The following is a 24,471-nucleotide window of genomic DNA, read 5'->3' as shown; positions in this document are numbered from 1 at the left end:
ACCATGCAGAAACGCCTTTTCCTTTTGGGTCTTTTGTCTTTTGCCTTCGTGCAACTGGCGGCTGCCCAAATGGGAGGGCGTTCTGTTTTCCGATTCCTGGATGTGCCCACGCATGCCCGGCAGGCGGCATTGGGCGGCGTGAACGTGTCCTCCGGCTTGGAAGATGTGAATGCGTTCTCGGCCAACCCAGGGCTCATGCACGGCAAGACGGATAACCACCTGGGCCTGACGTACCTCAACTACCTTTCAGATGTAAGCCAGAACAACCTCAGCTACACTTTTAAGAGCAGCCGCTGGGGCCGAAACGCCATCGGGATCCAGTACCTGGATTATGGTACTTTCACCCAGACGGACGATGCCGGGGTTGAGGAGGGCACGTTCAAAGTGCGGGATTACGCGGTTTCTTTGTCGCACGCGGCCACTATTGAGCATTTCACCCTGGGCGCCACGGCCAAAGTAGCCATCTCCAGCATTGCCGGCGATCAAGCGGTGGCCACGTTGATAGACATTGGCGGAACGTTCAAACACCCCGAGCGCGACTTTGTGGTAGGTTTGGCCATCCGGAACCTGGGCGTCATGCTGAAACCCTATGACAACGGCGAACGCGAAGACATGCCCTTGGACATACAGGTGGGCGCCAGCTACAAACCAGAGCACGCTCCCTTTCGGCTGTCCGTCACGGCGCACCAGCTGCAGCGCTTTGACATCGTCTACCTGGACCCTGACAAACCCGGCACCCTGGACGAGAACAACGAAGAGGTGAAAGAGAAAAAGACTTTCGGCGATAAGCTGGCCCGGCACTTTGTGGTTGGCGGCGAGTTCATCCTGGGACCTGGTTTTCAGTTGCGGGGCGGCTATAATCACCTGCGGCGGAAAGAACTGGTAGTGGAGAACGTAGGAGGCATGGCCGGATTTTCCTTCGGGGCCTCCGTCAAAGTGCACGCGTTCCGGTTTGAGTACACCTACGCCAACTACCACGTAGCAGGTGCCAGCAATTACCTCACCCTCAACACAGATTTGAACCGGTTTTTGAAAAAGAAGCTGGATTGATAATGTGGAGATTTGAAGATGTGGAAATTTGGAGATGTGAAGGTGTGCGGATAATTCTCCCAAGCGGCAGGAACTGGAAGACATGTAATGCTACTGTTTTAAGGCCGATTTCTGCAAAACGGATCTAAATCGGGTTTGTTTTTCTGATAAGGCGCCCTCGAACCGGAGGGTGACCAACAACTTTTAACCTGAGCCGTTAAGGCAGAAGAGCGCGAGACAAGAGAATATTTGATAAATAAATCGGTGTTTCACCGCTTTAAAGAAAGATAATTCAGTTTAAAGGAGGAGCAGCTTAGAGTCAGTCAAGCACTCATTCACTCAAACACTCATTAGAAAATGTTAGATTCAACCAAGTATTTAACTCCCAGCCAGATTGTAGCCGAGTTGGACAAATATATCATTGGGCAGCATGACGCCAAGCGCAACGTAGCCATTGCCTTGCGCAACCGGTGGCGCCGCATGCACGCAGATCCAGCCATGCAGAAAGAGATTGTACCCAATAACATTCTCATGATTGGGGCCACAGGGGTGGGCAAGACCGAGATCGCGCGCCGGTTGGCTAGCATCGCCGATGCGCCGTTTACCAAGGTGGAGGCCTCTAAGTTCACCGAGGTGGGCTACGTGGGCCGGGACGTGGAAAGCATGGTCCGTGAACTGGTGGAGCAGGCCGTGAACATGGTGAAAACCCGCAAGAAGGAAGACGTGAAGCAGCAGGCCGCTTTGGTGGTGGAAGAAGTCATTCTGGATGCCTTGATCCCGCCCATCAACCAACCGGGCAGCCGCGACATGGTGGGCTTCGGGGGCAATAACCATTCCTCCACCGATATGCCCGACAGCGACCAGGAATTGAACGAGCGCACCCGCGAGCGGTTCCGGGAGAAAATTCGGAACGGTGAGTTGGAAGACCGTAAGATCGAGATCAAGATATCGCAGCATCCTTCCTCGGGAGTGGGCGTGGTGAGCCCGGGCATGGACGAAATGTCGATGATGAACATCCAGGAGATGATCGGGAACATGATGCCCAAGAAAACCAAGAAGCGTAAGGTGACCATCGCGGAGGCCCGCAAACTGCTGCTGGAGGAAGAAGCCGCCAAGCTCATTGACATGGACGAGGTGAAGGAGGAAGCCATCCATAAAGCCGAGAACGCCGGAATCATCTTCATTGACGAGATTGACAAAGTGGCCAGCGGCAGCGGCAAAGGCGGCAGCGGCCCAGATGTGAGCCGCGAAGGCGTACAGCGTGACCTGCTCCCCATTGTGGAAGGCAGCACCGTGAACACCAAATACGGCGTCATCAAAACCGACCACATCCTGTTCATCGCAGCCGGCGCGTTTCACGTGGCCAAGCCATCGGATCTGATCCCCGAGTTACAGGGCCGTTTCCCCATCAGAGTGGAACTGCAGAGCCTGAGCACCGATGATTTCTACCAGATCCTGAAGTACCCTAAAAACGCGTTGACGAAGCAGTACGAAGAACTCCTCCGGGCCGAAGGCGTGGAACTCAGCTTCACAGATGAGTCTCTGCAAAAACTCGCGGAAATCTCCTTCGAGGTGAACGCCGAGGTGGAGAACATCGGGGCTCGCCGCCTGCAGACTGTCATGAGTCGCCTGCTCAACGACATCCTGTTTGAGGTTCCAGATACCATTCCGCCCAACGCACACCTCATGATCACGCCAGAACTGGTAGAAGAACGCCTCCGCGACATGGTTAAGAACCGTGACCTGAGCCAGTATATTCTTTAATTAGGACTGTAGAATTAAAAAAAAGAGCCGCTACCCAAAAGGTAGTGGCTCTTTTTTTGCCTGTTTTATGGAAAAGAAGGCAGAATCAGCATCATAACTTTAGTTTGAAAACCTTAATAACATGAATTGTATGGACTACAAACACATACTAAAGAATTCATTTCTTGCATTGGCAGTAATCATGATGATTGTACCCTCAGCTTGTAAAACAGAAAACTCCCAAAAGATCAGAGAGGGCAAAGAAAGTGGGCTTTTCATCAACGCAAGGGATAGTCGAGATTCATCGGACATAGTATCTCTGTCTTCTGTCACCTTGTTCAAAAACGGTGATACCTTAAAGACTGATGCACCAAAGTATCCATCCTATTATCTATGGCTAGGCAAGTTTGAGAAAGGCACCTACAAAATATCTTACCGTAATATCTTTGACCAAACTGTGAGCCAAATCGTGAAAGCCACTGGGGCTTCTATTGATACGGTATTGCTTTATGTTGATAAAGCAGACTACACAGATGTGGTTTGCCGCGCCAAGATTGACCGTTTGAAAGAAGGAGAGTACTTCACCATCCGTTATGCTTCCATGGGATGCAGCCATTTTTATAGAGACTCACTTACCATTACCAATAGGAACGGGGAGTTTATAGCGCGTAATAAATCAAACTTGGTCTATCTATCAGATAAGCAGGTGGAAGCGGTTAGGCAGTTTGAATATCAAACTACCCTAATTGGTGGAGGAGGATGTACCACCATGGATACTTACCAAATTCTATATAAAAATGAAATAAGTAAGGCTACAGATAGAAGCTGCGATTGGAGAGGGTTTGTAAACCTGAAGCGGCAGCTTTTTAGGGATGGTGTCTGAATGGGGTAGAGGAAAACTATACCATAAAGGGCGGAAGGACAGCCTCTAAAGCTAACTTATGTGAATACATTTTGCGTATGAACTGAAGAGTGTCCATTCCTAAATCCTAAATATACACTATGAACCACTACATCATCACCGGAGCCAGTCGCGGTTTGGGGAAAGCCCTCGCCGAGGCCTTGTTAGAAGACGAGAACAACTGCGTGGTGGGCGTTTCCCGCAACAACACCATCAACCATCCGCGGTATCGGCACCAGCCTCTGGACTTCTCAGACATTGCCGGGGTGGAGCACAACCTGCACAAGGTGTTCACGCCTTTTGACAACGCCCAGAAACTGGTGCTGGTGAACAACGCCGGGGTGATAGGCGAGATTGGCTACATGGGGCAAAGCAAGAGCGAGCATTTTGAGTTCGTGTTTGACGTGAACGTGATTGTGCCGGCCATGCTCATGAACATGTTCCTGCAAAGCTACCAGCACCGGCAAGCCGTAGATAAAATGGTGGTGAACATCAGCTCCGGAGCCGGACAACGGCCTATAGATGGTTGGGCGGCCTACTGCGCCTCCAAAGCCGCGCTGGACATGCTCTCGCAGACGGCGCAACTGGAGCAGGAGCAACTGGGCACTGGCGTACGGGTATTCTCGCTCACTCCCGGATTAATTGATACCGAGATGCAGGAGCAGATCAGGGAAGCCGATGCCGACCAGTTCAGCAGCGTGCAGCAGTTCAGGGACTACAAAGAGACAGGTGCGCTGGTCTCGCCGAAGGAAGTGTCCCAAAAAATCATCCGGTTAATGGAAGAACCCAATCTGGCCCGGGGCGTGGTGTGCTCGGTGCGGGACTTCTAGGCGCGTTTTAGTCTTCATTTCTGCAAAACGGCCGAGAAACGGAAAGGGGAGTGGGGCAGCCCGAATTTTTGCCCTACTTTTGCGATTCCGTTTTCAAACCATCAAATCCAGCATGAGCGTTTTCAAAAAACTGATTGTATTCTGCCTCTTTCTGTACCTGCCGTTCCAGTCCATGGGATGGGGCATGATTGGCCACCGCGTGGTGGGCGAGATCGCCGACCGCCACATCTCCGCCAAAGCCAGAAAGAACATCAGAAAGATACTGGGCAACGAGTCCTTGGCCATGGCCAGCAACTGGCCCGATTTCATCAAGTCAGACCCCAACTACAACTACCTGGACACTTGGCACTATGTGAACCTGAAGGAAGGCCTGAGCTTTGAGCAGGTGGAGAAGCACCTGCACGCCGATACCGCCACCGATGCCTATACCCGCCTGAACTACTTGATCGCTGAGCTGAAGAAAAAGGACCTGGCCCAGGACAAGAAACAAATGAACCTGCGCCTGCTCATCCACATCATAGGCGATGTGCACCAACCCATGCACGTGGGCCGTCCGGAGGATTTGGGCGGAAACCGGGTGCGTTTGGAGTGGTTCAATCAGCCCACCAACCTGCACCGTGTCTGGGATTCCCAGCTGATTGAGTACCAGCAGTTGAGCTACACCGAGTACGCCGCCGCCATCAACTTCGCCTCTAAAGACCAGGTGAAGACTTGGCAGAAGCAGTTGGCGCCGGCCTGGTTTTTTGAGTCTTACCAGATAGCGCAGCAGTTGTACAAAGGCATCACTAAGCCCGAGGAGAAACTGAGCTACCGCTACAACTTTGACCACGTAGACACCCTCAACCAACAACTCCTGAAAGGCGGCGTGCGCCTGGCCGGTGTGTTGAACGAAATCTTCGGGTAGTCACCAACCTTGTTTTAGGCCCAATTTTTACAAAACGGCCACAAAAAAGGCGGATACTCTCCCAAGGGTATCCGCCTTTTTATTTACGTAGATAGGTTACTGTTTTACCTTCAGGTCACGCAGTTCCTGGTCTATTTTCTGGTTCCACTTTTCCTGGGCCGCCCGATTAAGGCCGTGGTTCGTTTCCCCGTCGTACGCCTTCTGCAGACGGTCCATTTCCCACAAGGCCTCCAGGTACTGGTATTTGATGATGCTCTCGTAGTCTTCCAGGGTAAGTTTCTCGGGCCGCAGGCGCTGCTTGTAATGCTCAGACACCAGTTTCAGGATATCAAAGTGACGCTGCTCGTGGTTGAGGGCGTACTCGTTTCGGGCATCGGGCAAAACTTTGGAGAGGCTGCGCAGGATGTACGGTTTGGTATTTACTTTGATGTGGATCACCCCATTCTCCACCGTTGACTGTATGTCATTGGAAAGGCCGGGGAAAACGGAGGCCGCGAAGTTCTGCGACAACCTGGACCCGCCCTGGAAATCGCTCCACCGCAGCGGCCGGTTAGGGTCATAGAACAGAGTGTCATCGTCCAGGTGCACCCGGTGGTCCTCAAAATCTACCTTTATCTCCCGGGCCAGTTTCTCGTTGTGGGCCGCTTCTTTGTCAATCCAGCCGGTGAGATAGCGCAAAGATTCCGACAGGGTTTTCCGGAGGGTAGGCTCCACTACCGTGATGCTGTTCACCGGACGCGCGTAACGGGCACCGCTCTTGTAGTTGAAAAGATGCAGGCGCTTGCCCTCGCGCTGGACCTCAAACGCCGCCGAGATCTGGATTTGTCCCTCGGCTCTGCCGCCCGCCGCTGGTTTCTCCACCACCTGGTACTCTTTCAGGCGCATGATGATGGGCCGCGCCTTGGGGTTATGCCCGAAGCTTTCCTTGATGTACTTCTTAATGGCTGTGATGCTGCCTCCCTGGAAATCCACGGGCTGCGGTGCCCCGGTAGGCGTAGCGGCAGGGACCAGCATGGCCACCGCCTTGGTATTGGGGCGCTCGTCCATCACCTCGGCTACGTAGAACTCCTTCGTCTGGAAAGGCAGTTGCTCCGATTTGAGTACCAGCGGCTCCTGCTTTTTCACCGGCTGACCCGCACCGCCCAGAGCTACCAGCAAGGGCAGCAGCAGAACCATGGCCAGAATGGAAACCCGATGGCGCATAGATATTATATTTATCCCTCGCTTACAGAGGGAAGCAAAAGATGACTCGTTCATTTCTAAAGCTTTGAAGGTCTGCCCCTTGATAAGACAGGAGGCTCTGTTTGGTTAACATGGTGTTAAACCGATGGGTTCAATGCCATTCCCGCTTCCTTTTTCGTTTAAGAAGAGCAGAAGGGCTGACAACTGCTTTCCGTTTTAAGGCGGATTTTTAGAAAAGAGGCCGGAAAGCGTTCTGCTGATGAGCATCAGCCCAGGCGAGATTTTTACCTTGACAGCCTCGGCTGAAAAGGATATCTTGACTAGGGATAGTGTAGTTGGCTGGATTTTGATTGTTGACGATCACCTGAAAGGAGTAACAGATATGGAAAAGAGAATCTTAGCGGTACTGGTATTGCTTTTTGCGGCTAGTACCACCTTTGCCCAGACACCCGCGGATAGTAGCAAAACAGAGGAAAAGCTGGAGTTGGGTCCCCGCCTGAAGCTCAAGAACAAACCAGGTGACTCCGCCTTCAAGTTTAGGCTACCAAACCAGAATTCCCCGGAAATCTTGAAGAAATATGGGGAGGCAAAGGAAGAGGAGACGCCCATCTACAGCAACATGCCCATGGCAAAATACACCAATAAGCGGGAAGACATCCCCAACCATAAAGCAGATGAATCCGCGACAAAGTACCATCTACTGAAGAAGCGCTACAAGGTGCTGCCCTTACCCACTGAGCCAGAAGTTCCTGCCCAGGGAGGTGAGTAGACTGCATCTTGGGAGAGATGCCTGCTGGGGCGTGTGACTAGTTGGTTTCTGGCTTGATTAAAAAAAAACGGCCCTAAAAACGAGAGCGCCTTTCCGCAGCAATGTAGAAAGGCGCTCTCGTTTTTATAATCACCAATGGGGATTAAGCCTGCATTAGGAAGGCTTTGATGTACTCATCCAGGTCACCGTCCAGCACGTTCTGCACATCGGTGCGTTCTACGCCGGTTCTGATGTCTTTGATGAGTTTGTATGGGTGCAACACGTAGTTCCGGATCTGCGACCCGAAGTCGATGCGTTTTTTGGTGCTTTCCACCTTGTCGCGCTCCTCGTTGCGTTTGTTGATCTCAATCTGGTAGAGCTGTGATTTCAACATCCGGATGGCGTGTTCTTTGTTCATGAGCTGCGAGCGCTCAATCTGCACCGCAATGGTGATACCGGTTGGTTTGTGTTTCAGACGCACCGCGGTCTCCACCTTGTTCACATTTTGGCCACCCGCGCCACCGGCCCGGTACGTGTCCCACTCAATGTCGCCGGGGTTCACGTTGATCTCAATGGTTTCATCCACCACCGGGTACACGAACACCGAGGCAAAGGAGGTATGGCGCCTTCCGCCCGAGTCAAACGGGGAGATGCGCACCAGACGGTGCACGCCAATTTCGGCTTTCAGGTACCCGTAGGCGAAATCACCGTCAAACTGCAGCGTGGCCGATTTAATGCCCGCGCCCTCGCCCGGTTGGAAATCGACTTGCTTCACCGAGTAGCCTTTGCGCTCGCCCCACATGAGGTACATGCGGTAGAGCATCTCGGCCCAGTCCTGGCTTTCGGTCCCGCCGGCGCCGGAGTTTACTTCCAGCACCGCGCCCAACTGGTCTTCCTCGTTGCTGAGCATCCGCTTGAATTCCAGGCCTTCTACGGTTTCCTCTGCAGCTTTAAACTCAGCCGAGATGTCTTCTTCTGAAACATCACCTTCTTTGTAGAAATCATAGAGCACTTCCACGTCATCCACGGCTTTGGAGGTGTTCTCGAAATCATCGGTCCAGGTCTTCAGAGTCTTGGCCTCTTTCAGGACCGTTTCGGCTTTTTTAGGATCGTCCCAGAAATCAGGGGCAGCGGATTTGGCCTCAATGGCGGTTACTTGTTCTTTCTTGGCATCGTAGTCAAAGATACCTCCTCAACGCCTCTACGCGGCCTTTCAATTCTTTTACTTGTTCTTGGGTCATAACAGGAGTGTGCTAATTGTAAACAGGGGAATTAGCCGTTTTTGCAAAGATACTAGTTATAAGGAAAGAAGCCGGAAAAGGTTGTAGTCCGGTCTTGGGCCAGGTAGAATAAGCGTATTTATAGAAAAGTAGGCTCAAAACAGCAGGGAAAGGGATTTTTGGATTCTTACACGGCTGACTTTCTACTTATATCAACTGCTTGAAAGCCTTTGCATAAACTTGAGCAAGGCGCTGTAATATTAGGGAAAAGGGGACTACTAATGATGCAAAGGCTATAATCAGGGCCGATACCACAGTAGTCAACTTTACTTACAAATAACCCTTCATAGAATGCGTAAATTTTACCAATATGTTTCCTTTCCGGTATTCAAACGCAACGTCAGCAGATTCGCTTTTTTAGCCTCTGTTGTAGCCTTGCAGTCATGTAACTATGCCAAGTCTAACCAGCAGGTGGTGACCTCAGATGACTGCGGCATGAACTGGAAGAAAATACAGGCCGGAGACGCGGTGCCTAAAGGAATGGGGAATCCTTGCTTCATGAAGGTGGTGATTCCTAATTTCCCCATGCAAGGCGATAGCCGGTTTATCTCCAACCTGAAGGATAGGGTAAGGGCCTCCATCCATATTGATTACGACTATTCCATCACAGAGCCCCTGGCGTTCATCAAGCAAGCCAAGTTTCTGGGGAAAGCCAATGCCCATGCCGATAGTGGCGAAGCCTTGGAGCCGACCGCATTTGAGGGCGCCGAGAACATGGTCATAGACAAAAGAATCAGAGACGTGAGCAAAGCGCTCTTTCTGAAAGAAGATATTGTGGAACTAGACCAGGCAGAGTTAGAAAGCCAGCTTCTGGTGGAGTCAAACAAAGTACTAGAGCCGCTGGGCGTGCACCTGAACTTCATCACCCTGACGTTTGACCTGGACGAGCAAACCCGCCAGGCCATAGATATCTCCACGGCCATGAAAATCTATGAGAGCAAAGGACTGACCGAGGTAGGCAAGGAAGTAATTGTCTCCAGGGCCGGTGCAACCAAAGTAACCGTGGAAAATAAGCTGACGCCCCAAACTGCGCCGCAGGAAGAAGAATAAAGAACAGAGTTTTCTAGGTGAATCGGCGTGTTTCTTACCTTCGGTCCTCCATCTGAGGAAATCACAGTGGCGTAAATGAGAAAGCCGTTTCTGGGCTGTTTTAGGTAAAACAGCCCAGAAACGGCTTTCTCATTTCATCAGGTTGGCTTACACTACCGGCACCACCCATCCATGCGGATCAGGGGCCAGGCCGTAGCGGATGTTGTCTAACTCCGTAGAAATCTTGTTGGAGAGCGTCCGGTCAGCCAGGGCTGGCAACACCATTTCCTCGCCTCTGAAGGTAATGGACTTGATGTGCGCGATGGTGGCTGCAGTACCGGTCCCGAAAGCGTCTTCCAGTTTGCCAGCCTGGTAGGCATCCACAATCTCCTGCACTTTGATGCGTCTTTCTTCTACTTCCACGCCCCAGTCGCGGGCCAGTTGCAGTACGCTGTCGCGGGTGATGCCGGCCAGAATGGAAGTGCTCAGCGCAGGGGTAATCAGTTTGCCGTCAATCACAAACATCACGTTCATGGTGCCGGATTCCTCAATGTAGTTGTGCTCGCGGCCATCGGTCCAGATGATCTGGTGATAGCCTTCTTCGTGGGCCAGTTTGGCCGGCAGAAGCGAGCCGCCGTAGTTCCCGGCTGCCTTGGCAAACCCGAATCCTCCTTCTACGGCGCGGGTGTAGTGTTCCTCAATTTTCACGCGCACCGGCTCAGCATAGTAGCCGCTGGCAGGGCTGCAGAAAATCATGAATTTATATTCTGTGGAGGGACGCACGCCCAGGAGGCCTTCTGACCCGAACATGAACGGACGGATATACAATGAATAACCAGGGCGCTGCGGAACCCAGTCAGCATCCAGGGCCACCAGTTGTTTCAGGCCATCCATAAAAATATCCTCCGGAATCTCGGGCATGCACAAGCGTACCGCCGATTTGTTCATCCGGGCCCAGTTGTCTAACGGACGGAACAGCACCACTTTGCCATCCTGGGTTTTGTAAGCCTTCATCCCCTCAAACATAGCCTGGCCGTAGTGCAGGGCAGCCGTGGCCGGACTCAGTTCAATAGGGCCGTACGGCAGGATGCGCGGTTGTTGCCAGGCGCCGTCTTTGTAGTCTACCTCCAGCATATGGTCCGCGAAAACTTTCCCGAACTGCAGGTTTTCCAGGTCAAGATCGGCTAATTGGCTCGCCGAGGTAACCGTGGTATGGATAGAAATGGATTCTGTTTGCATAGGTTAGATGTATAGGTAATAAGTATACGCAATTCTGGTGATTCTGAATAAAAAAAGCCTCACATCCGAGGCTTCCAGGTGATTTCTTTTACGTTCAGTTCCAGGGCCATGGCGCGGCTCAAAACAAAGAGAAAGTCAGACAAACGGTTAAGGTACTGCACCACCAGATCATCTACGTGGGACTCTTCCTGCAGGGCAATGGCCAGGCGCTCGGCGCGGCGGCAAACGGTGCGGGCCACGTGGCAGAAAGAAACTGCCTGATGGCCGCCGGGCAAAATGAAATTACGCAGGGGCGGCAACTGCTCGTCCAGCAGGTCCATCTGCACTTCCAGAAACTGGATATCTGTGAGGTGCAGATCCGGGGTCTGGACCTTGCCTTCTTTCACCGGATCGGTGGCCAGGGTAGACCCGATGGTGAAGAGCCGGTCCTGGATCTCGGAGAAGAGGTGCTGCCGCTTCTGGTTTACTTCCTGGTCACGGACTACGCCCAGAAAAGAGTTCAGTTCGTCTACGGTGCCGTAGGCCTCAATACGCAGGTGTGATTTCTTTACGCGGGTTCCGCCAATAAGGGAAGTTTCGCCTTTGTCACCGGTTTTGGTGTATATTTTCATTCAGTGGTATTCAGAGCGGCCGCTTTCAAAGCAGGAACCGTGATGTTGAGGTTCATTTCATCAGACTCTACCAGTCCGTCGCGCAGGCGCACAATGCGGTGGGCGTAATGGGCGATGTCATCTTCGTGGGTCACCATGATGATGGTGTTGCCTTTGGCGTGCAGGGCCTCAAACAAGCCCATGATCTCATAGGAGGTCTTGGTGTCCAGGTTACCTGTTGGCTCATCGGCCAGGATAATGCTAGGGTCATTTACCAGCGCCCGGGCAATGGCCACCCGCTGGCGCTGCCCGCCCGAGAGTTCGTTGGGTTTGTGTTTGGCCCGGGAGCCCAGCCCTACGCTGTCCAGGGCCGCCATGGCGCGTTCCTCGCGCTCCGCCCGGCCGTAGCCTGCGTAGATGAGCGGCAAGGCCACGTTGTCCAGGGAAGAGGAGCGGGGCAGCAGGTTGAACGTCTGGAACACGAACCCGATTTCCTTGTTGCGGACGGTGGCCAGTTCATTGTCCACCATGTTGCTGACATCGTTGCCGTTGAGGATGTACGTGCCCGAGGTAGGGGTGTCCAGGCAGCCCACAATGTTCATAAGCGTGGATTTACCAGAGCCAGATGGCCCCATGAACGCCACATACTCTCCTCTCTTTATCTCAATGGAGATAGACCGCAGGGCATGAATGGTTTCATTCCCCATCTGGTACATCTTGGAGATACTCTCGGTTTTAATGATGGTGCTCATACGGCTTCGCTTATTGCCATTCTTGCTGGAGCGCTTCGCTGGCCTGCAATTGGGGCGCTATTTCTTGTCTAAAAGTAAGGTATTCCTGAGGACTTACCAAAAGCTCCAGTTGCTCCAAGCCCTGCAACGCATAGTCGCGCAGGCCTTGGGTCAGGGCCACTTTCACGTAGGCTTTCCGCAGCGCCACCGAGGTTGGGTTATACCCGATGCCCTCCAGCAGCAGGTCATAGGCCCGCATGGGTTGTTTCTGCTGCACAAAGAAATCGGCGGCAGCCAACTGCCCGGCCTCAGACCACGGAGCCCGTTGTAATAACTGGTTGAATAGATTAGTCGCGGCTTTGCCGTTATTATTACGCTGGGCCAGCAAAGCTTGGTAATAAAGTCTGGTGCCCGCATCCTGCGGCGTAAAATAGAGGTTGGGCAGTTCGGTGCGCAATTGGTCCCATTTCTGGCTTCTCCACCAAAGCTCGGCTTGTAAGGTATTCGCCTCTGATTTTAGGCCGTTTTTGGCAAAACCAGCCGGAAAATGGATGCTTAGCAGATTCTGGGCCGTGTTGAAGTTGTTCTCCTGAAGGTACCGGGCCACCAGCGGTAAGGCTGCCACCGGCGCTAAAGCCTGCGTGGTGATGCCGTTGGCCACACTCTCCATCTGGGCCAACGGCAGAGAAGCCGCCTTGAGCTGCAGGAAGCGTACTTTAAGAGAATCTGGGGCGGTGACGGCCTGCTCTGGTGTCAACTGTGTGGCAATCGCGATCTGCGTGGCGGCGGTCCGTTGGGCTACGTCCGGGAAAGGGGAGGCGCCTAGAGCAATCTCGGTGGCTTGGCCGAAATTTCCTGCTAACGCATAGGCCACCACGGCATGCAGGTGGGCGTCGCGGTAGCCGGTTTGCCGGGCTTTGTGGAAATACTCGGCGGCCAGCGGGTACAGTTTGCCCTGCAGCATCCATTGGCCCAGAATGTCATAGTAGTAGCCGCCCGTGCTGCCACTGTTCGCCGCCAGGTTCTCCAGGGTGACTTTGGCCAGGGTAGGTTGTGGTTTGGAAGCAGTGCCTTGCCGGAGCAGCAACGACTTAATCAGCGTAAGGTCATCCAAGAAAGCCTGGTTTTGTTCCTGCCGCAGCAGCATGTTCAACCGCGTGAAAGTAGCCGTGCTGTCTTTGGCATTGCCAGGAAATAGCTGTCGATTATAGAAATGGGCGAAGGTCTGGGTAGACAACGCGCTGTCCTGAGGCAAAGCCGGCAAGTTCTGGGGTTTAGCCCCTCCCAAAACCAGGGCAATGGCCACTCGGTTGGTGAGCAGCGGACCGTAGGTGCCGGCGGCGTAACGGTTGGCGAACTCTTTGGCTTGTTGGGGAAACTTATGGCTGGCCAGGAACGCCAATTGGTTTGCTTGGATGACCTCGGGCTCTTTGCTTTGGGCCAGCGCGGCATCCAGGTAGAGCCCCGCCGAGTCAGAGAAGGCGGTGGTGCCGTAGAGGATTCCCAAGTTGTTCAGGAGCGGTGCGTGGTCTGGGAACGTTTTCACGGCTTCCTGCAGCACCTTGAGATGGTCAAACAGGTCTGAGGAGGAAGTGAACAGACTGGCCAACCGCAGATAACCTTCCGGCGTGGGCTTTCTTTCCAGCGCTTCCTGCAGACGGTTCATCTCTAGTGAGCGCATGCCGCCTTGGTGGTACATATCGGCTAGGGAGAAGCTGGAACGTTGGTTGTTGCGTGACTGCACGCTGGCCTCGTTGTAGAACTGCTCCGCTAGTAAGGGCGTTTCCTCGGTCTGGCGGTACACATCGCCCAGGTAATTGTAATAACCAGCCTGGTGCTGGAAATAGAGCGCGTAATTGCTGCGCAGCACCATCACGACCAACAACACGGTGCCCATGAGGTACACGGTAAAATAAGGCAACTGCCGCGGGTCATAGACCACCTTGAAAACCCGTAGTTTCTGCTTGATCAGCGGCCCGAAATTCACCAGCACGTAGATAAAGAACGCCACACCGTACGCTAAGTGTGTCACAATGATGGCACTGCGATAGGCATTTACCAACGGGTCATTGGCCAGCAGGAACGCGTAGGCCAGGTTCAGAAAGGTGAGCAGGGCAAGCACCAGGTACAGCGGCGCGGCCTCGGTCTCAAATCGGAAAAAGCGGGTGTAATGGAGTTGCCGTTGCTTCAAGCCCCAAAGACCCACCAGCGCCGAGCAGAGGAACACCACCAAAGCATCCAGCCCGGCGAACTCAAACTGGATCATGCCGGTTTGGCGCAGGTACAGCAGCAACAAATTTCCCAGGTACAGCAGACTGATGAGCACAAACTGCACCAAGCCAAAACGGCGCTGCGGTTGCTGTGCCTGCGTGTTGAACCACAGCAGGCCGTGCAGGTTCTCATAGGCCACCAGAATCATGAACAGCACCGATGCCACAAAGCTAGCCAGGGTGCTGTAATTGACCACGTGCAAGGCGGTCAGCGGAGCGGGCAGAGAAGAGAAACGGAACAAGGCCAGGCTCAAAAGCAGAATGACCACCCCGAAGAACAGGAACCGGCCCAGGAAAGACACCCGCGTCCAGAATGCCTGAAATACAAAACTGCCCAGCCCCAAAACGGCTAGGGCAATCAGCAGCAGGATTCGGCTGGTTTCTGAGAAAACGCCCAGTAAATCCAGGTTGAACGTTGAGAGCCAGAGCATGCCCAGCGTCACGGCGGCGTAATAGGGAATGCGCTTGAGGGTACTGGCCAGCGTCCAGAAGAAGGTAAGGGCCACCGCCAGTCCCGCGAAATAAACCCAGGTAGCCCAGAGTGGAAGCTGCATATCGCCCATGGCGTAGCGTTCCGTCACCAGGTAGGCGTTCACTTCTACGCGCATGGGCGTGAGCAGGGAAGAGGAAGGGTCTAAGTGGGCCTCGGCGGGGAACAGTTCCGCCTGCTTCTCCAGCGGAAATACCAGTTCCTGCCCGTTAAGGTACCCGTAAAAACCTAACCCAATGGTGCCCAGCACCAGCAGGGCCAAGAGAGAATACAGAAAGCGGCGGCCAGGCTCCACCTGGGGCCAGAACGAAAAAAGCTTCATTCAGGCCTACTCCAGTACTTTAGGAACCCTGAAATAATCTGAGTCTTTGCGCGGAGCCAGTTTCAAGGCATCTTCGTGGCGCACGGTGTTCTGGGCGGTATCCTCGCGCATCACGTTCAGCTCCTCCGAGATATGGATCAAAGGTTCTACGTTCTGGGTGTCCAGCTGGCGCAGTTGGTCTACCCAGTCCAAGATGTTGTTCAGGTCTTTGAGCATTTCCTGCTCTTTGGTCTCGTCAAACTCAAGCCGGGCTAAGTGCGCCAGCTGGCGTAGGGTTTCTATGTTGGTGCTCATGGTTTTTCTGATCTAAAGTCTCTTGAATGATGGAGTGCGTTTGGTTTTTCAGGAACTCCAGGTCCTGCATGGTCAACCCCTGGGTAGGGATGGGCCGGTGAATGATCATCTCCAGCGGATGGTACCGGATGATGAGTTTGCCCTTCACATCGGGCAGAAACAGGTGGTTGTACGGCATGGTGATGGGCACAAGGGGAACCTGTTTCTCAATGGCCAGCTTGAACGGACCGTCTTTGAACGGCAACAGCTTGCTGCCAGACTCCGGCGAAATTTTCCCTTCGGGGAAAATCACGATGCTGCGGCCCGCCTCCAGGCTCTGCTTGCTGGCAATATACGCTTTGGCACTGCTGATGGGGCTGTCACGGTCCACCGAGATGTACAGCGCGTCATAGATCTTGCCCCACAACGGCACCTTGGTCAAGGATTTCTTCCCCACGAAATTGAGGAAACCAGGGATGGCCGCCAGAATCATGGGAATGTCAATGTAGGAGCTGTGGTTTGGCGCGAACACGTATTTCTGGTTGGGGTTCAGTTGCTCCATGCCTTTCACCGTCACCGGCATCAGGTACATGCGCAACTGGAACTTAGACCAGAGGCGATTGAGGTGGTGCGCGTGTCTCAGCCGGTTAGGCCTGGCAATCAGCACCCGGAACAGGGGATACGAGGTGAGAAATGGTAATACAAACCAGGCGGTGCACCACACGGAGTAAACCTTCTTGCCGATTCCTTTTAACCTGTTCATCTTTCCCAAAATTAGTTAATTAATAAGAAAAGCACCACATGTGCCCGCGGCAAAGCCGATTTTGGCCTGTTTTCAGTAAATCGGCTTCAAAACGGCAAACGCGCCGCGGGGCTAGTTAGTGCCAAACCGGGCTGTTTATTTAGGTCGGCGGGTGAGCAGGATTTTCTCGGCCTTGAGCAAACCGGCAATACTGATGGCATCGGTGATCTCGCTGTCCATGGCCATGCGCACGGCCTCGTGCAAAGGTAACTTCCAGATTTTGAGGTCTTCGGTTTCCTCAAACTCGGTCTCGCCGGCGGTCAGTTCCTCGGCCAGGAAAATGAAGCCTTCCTCATCGGTCACGGAGTTGGAGGTATGGATTCTGCCGATGTTCGTCCACTCGGCGGCGGTGAAGCCGGTCTCCTCTTTCAGCTCGCGCTTCGCGGATTCCAGCGGATCAATCCCGATCGGGCCGCCGCCCATGGGGATTTCCCAAGAGTACTCATTCACGGTGTAGCGGTACTGCCCAACCAGCCAGGTGTTGCCTTCCTCGTCAATAGGAATAATCCCGATGGCTTTGTTCTTCATGGAAACCACGCCGTAGATGCCCTGGCCACCCCCCGGGTTGATCACCTGCTCCTCGCGCACGCTGATCCAGGGGTTCTCGTAGATAGGTTTAGAGTCTAAGGTTTTCCAGGGGTTCTCTTCTGAGTGGTGTGGTTTTTCAAAGTGCATGTTGTCTTGCGTTTAGGGCCGGAGTGTTACCGCTGTTTAGGAGCCGTTTTCTTAAAAACAGCCCCTAAGCGGCCTCATGAATATCTTATGTATAAAGGAAAGCTGATTTAAACGTGGGTGCGTACCGCCTCGGCGGCCTGTTGGTAGACCTCTTCGTACATCGGCACGATCTTACCAATCTCAAATTCCTTGGCGCGGGCCAGGGCGTTGGCTTTGAAGGTTGGCAGTTGGTCGTCCTGCAAAAGGAAGAGCGTGTTTTTGACCATGTCTTTCACGTCGCCCACGTTGCTTACGAACCCGGTTACGCCGTGCACGTTCAGCTCGGGCAAGCCCCCGGCATTGGACGAGATCACGGGCACCTCGCAGGCCATGGCTTCCAGCGCCGCCAACCCGAAACTTTCTTTCTCGGAGGGCATCAGGAAGACATCGGCAATGGAAAGTAGTTCTTCCACGGCTTCCAGTTTGCCCAGGAACCGCACATCAGCGCAGATGCCCAACTTGCGGCAAAGGTTTTCCATCTTAGGCCGCTCCGGACCGTCGCCCACCAGCAACAGTTTGCTGGGCATCTGCTCCCGTACCTTGGAGAAAATCTTGATGACATCGCCAATGCGCTTCACCGCCCTGAAGTTGGAGGTGTGCACCAGCAGTTTCTCGCCAAACGGCGCGATGGCTGATTTAAAGTGTTCTTTGCGCTGTTTCTGGAAACGCTCCAGGTTGATGAAGTTGGGGATGACCACAATCTCCTTCTCAATAGGAAAGTGCTCATACGTCTCGCGCTTCAGGTCCTCAGACACCGAGGTCACCGCGTCTGACTGGTTGATGCTGAACGTCACTACCGGTTCATAGGAAGCGTCTTTGCCCACCAGGGTGATATCGGTGCCGTGCAGCGTGGTGATGACCGGTATCTGGATGCCTTTGGTGAGCAGGATCTGCTTGGCCATGTATGCCGCCGAGGCGTGCGGAATGGCGTAGTGCACGTGCAGGACGTCTAGTTTTTCATACTGCACAATGTCTACCATCTTGCTGGCCAGGGCCAGTTCATACGGCGGATACTGGAACAGCGGGTAATTGGGGATATTTACTTCGTGGTAAAACAGGTTCTCGTTGAAGTGGTCCAGGCGGGCCGGTTGGCTGTAGGTGATAAAATGCACCTTATGCCCTTTCTGCGCCAAGGCTTTACCCAACTCTGTGGCCACCACTCCGCTACCGCCAAAGGTAGGGTAGCATACAATTCCAATCTTCATGCGCGTATGTGTTTGCCGCGAAGTTACGGTTTCGGCTCTAACGATTGATATACTACGTCATGAATCCGGGTGCGGATGTTGTATTTGAGTAGTTTATCGTTCTCAGAGTCTGGATAGACGCGGTTAGAAAGGAAAATGTAAATAATGTTGTTCTCAGGGTCTACCCAGGCCCCGGTGCCCGTGAAGCCCGTGTGCCCGAAGGTGCTCAGCGGCGCCAAGGTAGAGGTCGGGCCGTTCCCGTCAGGATCGGCTTTGTCCCAGCCAATGCCGCGGCGGCTATTTTTGCTGCCGTTTTCTGAAAACTCGGTCACAACTGGGGTTTTGAAATACTGCTGCCCGCCGTACTTCCCGTTCTGCAAATCCATCTGCATGAGAATGGCCAGGTCATTGGCGTTGGAGAAAAGACCCGCGTGCCCGGCCTTGCCGCCCAATAGGGCTGCGTTGCCGTCATGCACCGTGCCTTGCAGCGGCACCCCGGGTTTGAACTGGGAACCGGGCGCCGTTGGCGCAATCTGCTCTTTCAGAAATTTGTTCAGCGGGTTGAAGGTCAACGTGGCGGCCCCCAGCGGCGCATAGAAGTTCTGCTCCAGAAAATCGGGAAGGGGTTGGTTAAGGAGGCGCTCGGCAATCCGTTTCATGATGTGTAGGCCCAGGTCTGAGTAGCGGTACTCAAACTTTCCGTTGGGCAGGCGCTTTCCTGCCAGTTCAGACTTCACCACCCACTTCCATACCGAGTCTTCCAGCCGTTTGTTGCTGTACACGCCGGGTACCACCAGGTTAGGGTAGGACTCAGAAGGAAGGCTGTCATAGTAAATGGGGTTCAGCTTACCGTCTTTCAGGGTCTTGGTCCAAAAAGGAATGTAGGCCACCAAACCCGCTTGGTGCAAAAGCACGTCGCGCACGGTGAGGTTGGCTTTGTTAGAGCCTTTCAGTTCGGGTAGGTAAGTCACCAATCTGGCGTCCAAGTTCAGGCGGCCCTGGTCTTTGAGGAACATCACGGCCTGTAAGGTGGCCGCTACTTTGGTGATAGAGGCCAGGTCATAGATGGTTTTCTCGGTTACCGGTTGGGTGCGGTCATAGGTGTAATAGCCGTAGCCTTTCTCCATCACCACCGTACCGTCTTTCACCACCAGCACCTGGCAACCCGGCGTGGCGGCGTAGGCGATGGCCTCCAGCGCGATGTTGTCTATCTGATTCAGGATTCCCGAGTTCATGCCCACGCTTTCGGGGATGGAGTATTTGAGGCGGTTGAGAGAAGGCGTAGAAATGCCGAATCCGGCCTTGAACTTAGGCGAAGCGGTCACCGGCAGTCGGCCGTTGGCCGGAAGTGCCCCAAACAACACCTGCGGAATCACCTTGCGGGTGACCTCGTTGTCTTCGTAACCGCACACGAGCCAATCGCTGCCTTCAAAATTCCTGAGGCTGTAGGCGTTGCCCATCACCACTACTACCACTTTTTTGGTTGGGTCGCGCTGCAGTTCCCTGATAAAGCCCAGGGCGTTGCCCGATAAGTTGTAGTTGTTGCCCGGGTTGTTGTTGAGATTGTGCAAGGAAACCACTACCACGTCTGTGCCGGCCAGATCGCGCCGAATGCCCGCGTACACGCTGTCCGGGGTTACCCGGCTGGTCACCGCGAACTTTTTGAAGGAGGCGTATTTGTCCAGCGTCTGGGTAAGCACGTTGTTGATGCCGGCCCCCACAGATACCGAGGCGAACTCCGTGGTATCCAGCACCCGGAAAGGCAGCAGGTCGTTCTTATTAGCAACCACCGTTACCGCCTGCTCATACAATTGCTGCTGCAAGACCTGGCTTACTGGGCGGCTCAGGTCCTGCGAAAGGTTCTCCAGGTTCACAGGCGTGTACTGGTTCAGGCCGGCCCAATACTTGGCGTGCAGCATCTTTCGCACCCTGATCTCAATGTCCCGCTCAGAGATGGTGCTGTCGGCCAGGGCTTTTTTGATGCTGGCGAACGCTTTGGGCACGTTTTCAGAAAACAAGAGCACATCGTTGCCGGCTTTCAGGGCCAGGGCATCCACTTCGCCGGGTTCATGGTAGCGGGTCACGCCTTTCATGTTCAGGGCATCGGTGAAAACCAAGCCCTCATACTGCATCTGCCCTTTCAATAAGTCATTCACCAGGTAGGGCGACAAAGTAGCGGCGCGGTTAGCGATGGAATCCAGCTTAGGCACGTGCAAATGCGCCACCATCACGCCCATCACACCGGCATCAAAAGAACGTTTGAAGGGGTACAGCTCCACCTCGGTGAGGCGGGCCATGTCATGGGAGAGTACGGGCAGGGAGAAATGCGAATCAGCATCAGTGTCGCCGTGGCCGGGAAAATGCTTGGCTACCGCAATGATGCCGTGGTCCTGCAACCCTTTGATGTAGGCGATGCTGCGGGCGGTCACCTGCTCTTTGCTCTCGCCAAAAGAACGGTTCCCGATGACCGGGTTGTTGGGATTGCTGTTCACGTCCACCACCGGCGAGAAATTCACGTGAATGCCCAGACGTTTGAGTTTCAAGGCAATTTCGCGGCCCATGAGGTACACGTAGCGGTCGTCTTGCAGGGCACCCAGAGTCATCTGCTTCGCGAAATGCATGCTGCTGTCCAGGCGCATGTCCAGGCCCCACTCGGCGTCGGTGGCCACCAGCAAGGGAACTTTAGCCAAGCTTTGGTACCGGTTGGTGAGTTTGGCCTGGCGCACGGGGCCGCCCTGCATGAACATGACGCCGCCAATGCCGTACTGGGTGATCAGGTTTTCGATTTCCCGGATGTGGCTCTGCGGTTTGTTGGAGTACGCGGCCACCATGAAGAGCTGACCAAGGCGCTGGTCAGGGGTAAGAGATTGATAGACACTGTCTACCCAATGTTGCTCTTGTTCAGAAATGTTGCCCCGGCCTTTAGGGCCGAACCCCGATAAAGCCATCCAGGCGCCCATTACTACGGTCAGTAGCCACAGGCTATATCGCTTTAGCATTTCGCAACGCGTAATTTAATTTGAATAACTGTTTCATAGGGCTAATTTCGCAGAGGAAAACTAGCCGCGGCTGAGTGGCTCTGAAGCGTTTTGGGCCGGAATTTGAAAAAACGGCATAAAACAGGATTTGTTCAGAGCGACTCCTCCCCATTTTGGCTCCAACCCCGTTTCCAGTCAATCCCTGTCCTTTTGGAGCGGGAAAAAGTGCGGAAAAAGAGCGAAAAGCCAGAAGGCTAGGGAGGTAAGGCCGCCGTTTAAGCTGGTAATATTACTCAAAAATTTGCTTCGGTGTCTGAAAAGTTGGCGAAACCCCTTGGTTTCACCGCCGGAAAGGCCGCCCCCGAAGAGGAAAATAAAAACTACGCAGGGAAGTTTGTATGGCAGATATCATCCGATTGTTACCCGAGTACCTGGCCAACCAGATCGCCGCCGGCGAAGTGGTGCAGCGCCCGGCCTCAGTGGTAAAGGAGTTGTTGGAGAATAGCGTAGACGCGCGCAGCAGCAGCGTAACCTTAATCATCAAAGACGCGGGCAAGCAGCTCATTCAGGTGGTGGACGATGGGGTAGGCATGACCGAGACCGACGCCCGCATGTGCTTTGAGCGGCACGCCACGTCCAAAATAAAGACCACTGAAGACCTTTTCCGCATCCGGACCATGGGTTTCCGCGGTGAGGCCATGGCCTCTATTGCGGCGGTAGCCCAGGTGGAACTGAAGACCCGCGCTCGCGGGGCAGAACTGGGTTCTTGCCTCACCATTGAAGGCAACGAAGTCATCAAGCAGGAGCCGGTGGCCATGGCCGAGGGAACGGTGGTGAGCGTGAAGAATCTGTTTTTCAACGTGCCCGCCCGCCGCAATTTCCTCAAGACCAACCCCGTGGAGATGCGCCACATCCTGGACGAGTTTCAGCGCGTGGCCCTGGCCAACCCAGAGATTGCCTTTGCTTTGTACCAGAACGAGGTGGAGGTGATGAATCTGCCCGCCGGGAAGCTGAGCCAGCGGATTGTGAGCATTTTCGGGAAAGAGTACAAAGAACAGATGGCGGCCTGCGAGGAGACCACACCGTTCCTCACGGTCAAAGGCTACATCGGGAAACCCGAGTTTGCCAAGAAGAGCCGCGGCGAGCAGTTTTTCTTCGTGAACAACCGCTACATCAAGAGCCAGTACCTGAACCACGCGGTGCTTACCGCCTTTGAGGGCCTGCTGCCCAAAGACAGTTTTCCGTTTTACGTGCTTTTTCTGGAAATCGCGCCGGAAACGATTGACATCAACGTGCATCCCACCAAGACCGAAATCAAGTTTGAGGACGAGAAAACCGTGTACGCCATTGTGCGGGCGGCCGTAAAGCAGAGCCTGGGACTGCACAACATCGCCCCGTCGCTGGATTTTGGGGCCGATGTGAACTACATTCCGCTGCAGCCCATGAAATTCCCGGCCTCTATGGACTTTGAGACCGCGCCCGCGCTGGCGCCCCGGGCCTCGGCGAGAGCAAGTCAGCCTACCACGTTCACTTCCCGGGCCTCGGGCGGTGGCGATAGAGACGACAGCTATTCAGATTTCGCCCCCACCCGCGAGGTGTCGCGGGCCACTTCATCACCTGACACCAACCTTTTCCCAGAAGAGGAGGAGGATTCTCTCACACCATCAAAAAACAGCATGACGGGCGGCTCCAAAACCTTGCAGGTGCACCAGAAATACCTCATGGTGCAGGTAAAATCGGGGTTGATGGTAGTGGACCAGCAGGCAGCCCAGGAGCGAATCTTGTACGAGAAATACAGCCAGGCTTTGGGTAAACGCACCGGCGCCTCCCAGCAACTGCTCTTTCCGCAGACCCTGCAGCTCTCGCCCGCCGATTTCTCTCTGGTGATGGAGTTGTCTGAGGAGTTCACGGCGCTGGGCTTCGTGTTCAATGATTTCGGGAACAATACGCTGGTGGTGAACGGGATTCCGGCGGAGATTCCGCTGCGCGATGAGAAAGAACTCATTGAAGGGCTGCTGGAGCAGTACAAGAACAACCTATCGGCCTTGAAGGTGGATCGGCAGGAAAACCTGGCCCGGGCCATGGCCAAGCGCGTGGCCTCGCGCCTCACGGGCCGGCTGAGTGACCAGGAGATGAACGCGCTGGTAGACAGGTTGTTTGGGTGCCAGGTGCCCAACTACACGCCCAGCGGGCAGAAAACGCTGGTGATTCTGCAGACCGAGCAACTCCAGGACCTGTTTCTGCGGGGGTAACCTTGCGCGCGAAGGTGGAAAGAAGGAGATAGCTGATTTTTTAAGCGGGTCTGGGTACCATTAAGGGGCATTCCGTCGTACTGTTGTAAGCAGAACCATTACTTTCAAAACCGGTTACCTAAAGGAGAAAAGGTTGGGACCGCATGGTTTTGCCCGGCTTTTTCGTTTCCTTTAAACTATACATACTTAACGTCCTTCTATGCCACCCATCACGCCCATGGTGCGTAACCTGCTTATTCTGAACGTGCTGATGTTCTTCTTAAGCGACAGGTTGTTTCCAACGGAAATGTTTGCCTTGCACGATATCCGCTCAGATGCTTTCCGGCCGTACCAATTTGTGACCCACATGTTTATGCACGGGAACCTGGGCCACCTGTTCAGCAACATGTTCAGCTTGTTTATCTTCGGGCCCATGCTGGAGCGGTACTGGGGCGAGCTGCGGTTTCTTTCGTTTTACCTGATCACGGGCCTTGGCGCCAGTCTGCTGTATTCTCTGGTGCACCATTATGAGATCACTCAGGTGCTGGACGGTGCGGCGGCCTTTATGCAGAACCCAGATCCTATAGACTTCAAGAACTTGCTGGAGAAAGGCGGCATTAATGTGCGCGGCATGGAGGCATTCCTCATTGATTTCAACCGCAACCCTAAAGATGCCCAATTAATCATGCAAGCCAAATCATTCGCCTCCCGTATGACCGAGGTGGTGGTAGACAGCCCCATGCTGGGCGCTTCTGGCGCGGTTTTCGGGATTCTGATGGCCTTCGGGATGCTGTTCCCCAATACCGAGCTGATGCTGCTGTTTTTCCCGGTGCCCATCAAAGCCAAGTACTTTGTACTTATGTACGGCGCTTTTGAATTATATTCGGGATTAAATAGAACTCCCGGCGATAACGTGGCGCACTACGCGCATTTGGGGGGGATGCTTTTTGCGTATATCTTACTGAAACTTTGGGAACGGCAACGCAACAATTTTTACTAAA

Annotated in this window: 20 protein-coding genes; 9 read left to right on the top strand and 11 right to left on the bottom strand. The window is 54.0% G+C overall.

What is annotated here, in order from left to right:
- The first annotated feature begins 3 nt into the window (after positions 1 to 3).
- The 5 genes from porQ to FOA19_RS01135 all read left to right on the top strand — a co-directional run bounded on the left by porQ (position 4) and on the right by FOA19_RS01135 (position 5,407).
- Positions 4 to 1,050: a type IX secretion system protein PorQ gene (gene porQ, locus FOA19_RS01155; protein WP_149088966.1), complete on the top strand. Its 1,047-nt coding sequence runs from the start codon at positions 4 to 6 to the stop codon at positions 1,048 to 1,050.
- Between the two features lie 336 nt (positions 1,051 to 1,386).
- Entirely contained in the window at positions 1,387 to 2,793 is a 1,407-nt protein-coding gene (gene hslU, locus FOA19_RS01150; RefSeq protein ID WP_149088965.1) for an ATP-dependent protease ATPase subunit HslU, read from the top strand.
- Positions 2,794 to 2,923: 130 nt separating this feature from the next.
- Complete coding sequence (locus FOA19_RS01145) at positions 2,924 to 3,655, top strand: hypothetical protein (RefSeq protein WP_149088964.1); 732 nt, start codon at positions 2,924 to 2,926, stop codon at positions 3,653 to 3,655.
- Between the two features lie 119 nt (positions 3,656 to 3,774).
- Positions 3,775 to 4,503, top strand: a complete 729-nt coding sequence (locus FOA19_RS01140) for an SDR family NAD(P)-dependent oxidoreductase (protein WP_149088963.1) — start codon at positions 3,775 to 3,777, stop codon at positions 4,501 to 4,503.
- 112 nt (positions 4,504 to 4,615) lie between these two features.
- Entirely contained in the window at positions 4,616 to 5,407 is a 792-nt protein-coding gene (locus FOA19_RS01135; protein ID WP_149088962.1) for a S1/P1 nuclease, read from the top strand.
- 96 nt (positions 5,408 to 5,503) lie between these two features.
- On the opposite strand, the gene FOA19_RS01130 is transcribed toward FOA19_RS01135, so the two are convergent.
- Entirely contained in the window at positions 5,504 to 6,610 is a 1,107-nt protein-coding gene (locus FOA19_RS01130) for a hypothetical protein (protein WP_149088961.1), read from the bottom strand.
- Between the two features lie 361 nt (positions 6,611 to 6,971).
- Between FOA19_RS01130 and FOA19_RS01125 the strand changes: the two genes are divergently transcribed.
- Entirely contained in the window at positions 6,972 to 7,358 is a 387-nt protein-coding gene (locus FOA19_RS01125; protein ID WP_149088960.1) for a hypothetical protein, read from the top strand.
- A gap of 142 nt (positions 7,359 to 7,500) precedes the next feature.
- On the opposite strand, the gene prfB is transcribed toward FOA19_RS01125, so the two are convergent.
- Positions 7,501 to 8,578, bottom strand: a protein-coding gene (gene prfB / locus FOA19_RS01120; protein WP_149088959.1) for a peptide chain release factor 2 whose coding sequence is annotated in 2 segments (ribosomal slippage) — positions 7,501 to 8,517 and positions 8,519 to 8,578 — 1,077 coding nt in all. Because the reading frame shifts where the segments join, the coding sequence is not laid out codon by codon here.
- Between the two features lie 330 nt (positions 8,579 to 8,908).
- Here prfB and FOA19_RS01115 point away from each other — a divergent pair.
- Positions 8,909 to 9,667: a hypothetical protein gene (locus FOA19_RS01115; protein ID WP_149088958.1), complete on the top strand. Its 759-nt coding sequence runs from the start codon at positions 8,909 to 8,911 to the stop codon at positions 9,665 to 9,667.
- A gap of 147 nt (positions 9,668 to 9,814) precedes the next feature.
- Here FOA19_RS01115 and FOA19_RS01110 read toward each other — a convergent pair whose 3' ends face one another.
- From FOA19_RS01110 to FOA19_RS01070, 9 genes are all read right to left on the bottom strand, one after another.
- Entirely contained in the window at positions 9,815 to 10,885 is a 1,071-nt protein-coding gene (locus FOA19_RS01110) for a branched-chain amino acid aminotransferase (protein ID WP_149088957.1), read from the bottom strand.
- A gap of 59 nt (positions 10,886 to 10,944) precedes the next feature.
- The gene (locus FOA19_RS01105) at positions 10,945 to 11,496 is read right to left on the bottom strand and encodes a cob(I)yrinic acid a,c-diamide adenosyltransferase (RefSeq protein WP_149088956.1); all 552 of its coding nucleotides are present in this window, start codon (positions 11,494 to 11,496) and stop codon (positions 10,945 to 10,947) included.
- The gene (locus FOA19_RS01100; RefSeq protein WP_149088955.1) at positions 11,493 to 12,227 is read right to left on the bottom strand and encodes an ABC transporter ATP-binding protein; all 735 of its coding nucleotides are present in this window, start codon (positions 12,225 to 12,227) and stop codon (positions 11,493 to 11,495) included. The genes FOA19_RS01105 and FOA19_RS01100 overlap by 4 nt, the downstream gene beginning before the upstream one ends.
- Before the next feature lie 10 nt (positions 12,228 to 12,237).
- Positions 12,238 to 15,288, bottom strand: coding sequence for a tetratricopeptide repeat protein (locus FOA19_RS01095; RefSeq protein WP_149088954.1), 3,051 nt, complete (start codon positions 15,286 to 15,288; stop codon positions 12,238 to 12,240).
- A gap of 6 nt (positions 15,289 to 15,294) precedes the next feature.
- Entirely contained in the window at positions 15,295 to 15,582 is a 288-nt protein-coding gene (gene gatC, locus FOA19_RS01090; RefSeq protein WP_149088953.1) for an Asp-tRNA(Asn)/Glu-tRNA(Gln) amidotransferase subunit GatC, read from the bottom strand.
- Complete coding sequence (locus FOA19_RS01085) at positions 15,530 to 16,324, bottom strand: lysophospholipid acyltransferase family protein (RefSeq protein WP_149088952.1); 795 nt, start codon at positions 16,322 to 16,324, stop codon at positions 15,530 to 15,532. Before FOA19_RS01085 ends, gatC begins: the two co-directional genes overlap by 53 nt.
- Positions 16,325 to 16,459: 135 nt before the next feature.
- Positions 16,460 to 17,038, bottom strand: a complete 579-nt coding sequence (locus FOA19_RS01080) for an NUDIX domain-containing protein (RefSeq protein WP_149088951.1) — start codon at positions 17,036 to 17,038, stop codon at positions 16,460 to 16,462.
- A gap of 107 nt (positions 17,039 to 17,145) precedes the next feature.
- Complete coding sequence (bshA, locus tag FOA19_RS01075; protein WP_149088950.1) at positions 17,146 to 18,282, bottom strand: N-acetyl-alpha-D-glucosaminyl L-malate synthase BshA; 1,137 nt, start codon at positions 18,280 to 18,282, stop codon at positions 17,146 to 17,148.
- Between the two features lie 23 nt (positions 18,283 to 18,305).
- Positions 18,306 to 21,260 (bottom strand): glycoside hydrolase family 3 N-terminal domain-containing protein, encoded by a 2,955-nt coding sequence (locus FOA19_RS01070; RefSeq protein ID WP_223808677.1) that lies wholly within the window; start codon positions 21,258 to 21,260, stop codon positions 18,306 to 18,308.
- Between the two features lie 377 nt (positions 21,261 to 21,637).
- On the opposite strand from FOA19_RS01070, the gene mutL reads away from it, so the two are divergent.
- Together mutL and FOA19_RS01060 are read left to right on the top strand one after the other, a co-directional pair.
- Positions 21,638 to 23,491, top strand: coding sequence for a DNA mismatch repair endonuclease MutL (mutL, locus tag FOA19_RS01065; protein WP_149088949.1), 1,854 nt, complete (start codon positions 21,638 to 21,640; stop codon positions 23,489 to 23,491).
- 199 nt (positions 23,492 to 23,690) lie between these two features.
- Positions 23,691 to 24,470 (top strand): rhomboid family intramembrane serine protease, encoded by a 780-nt coding sequence (locus FOA19_RS01060; RefSeq protein WP_149088948.1) that lies wholly within the window; start codon positions 23,691 to 23,693, stop codon positions 24,468 to 24,470.
- Position 24,471: the final 1 nt, after the last annotated feature.

This window comes from Rufibacter hautae (assembly GCF_008271695.1).
In the GTDB taxonomy this organism is placed as follows: Bacteria; Bacteroidota; Bacteroidia; order Cytophagales; family Hymenobacteraceae; genus Nibribacter; species Nibribacter hautae.
This window is presented reverse-complemented; position numbering and strand designations above follow the sequence as displayed.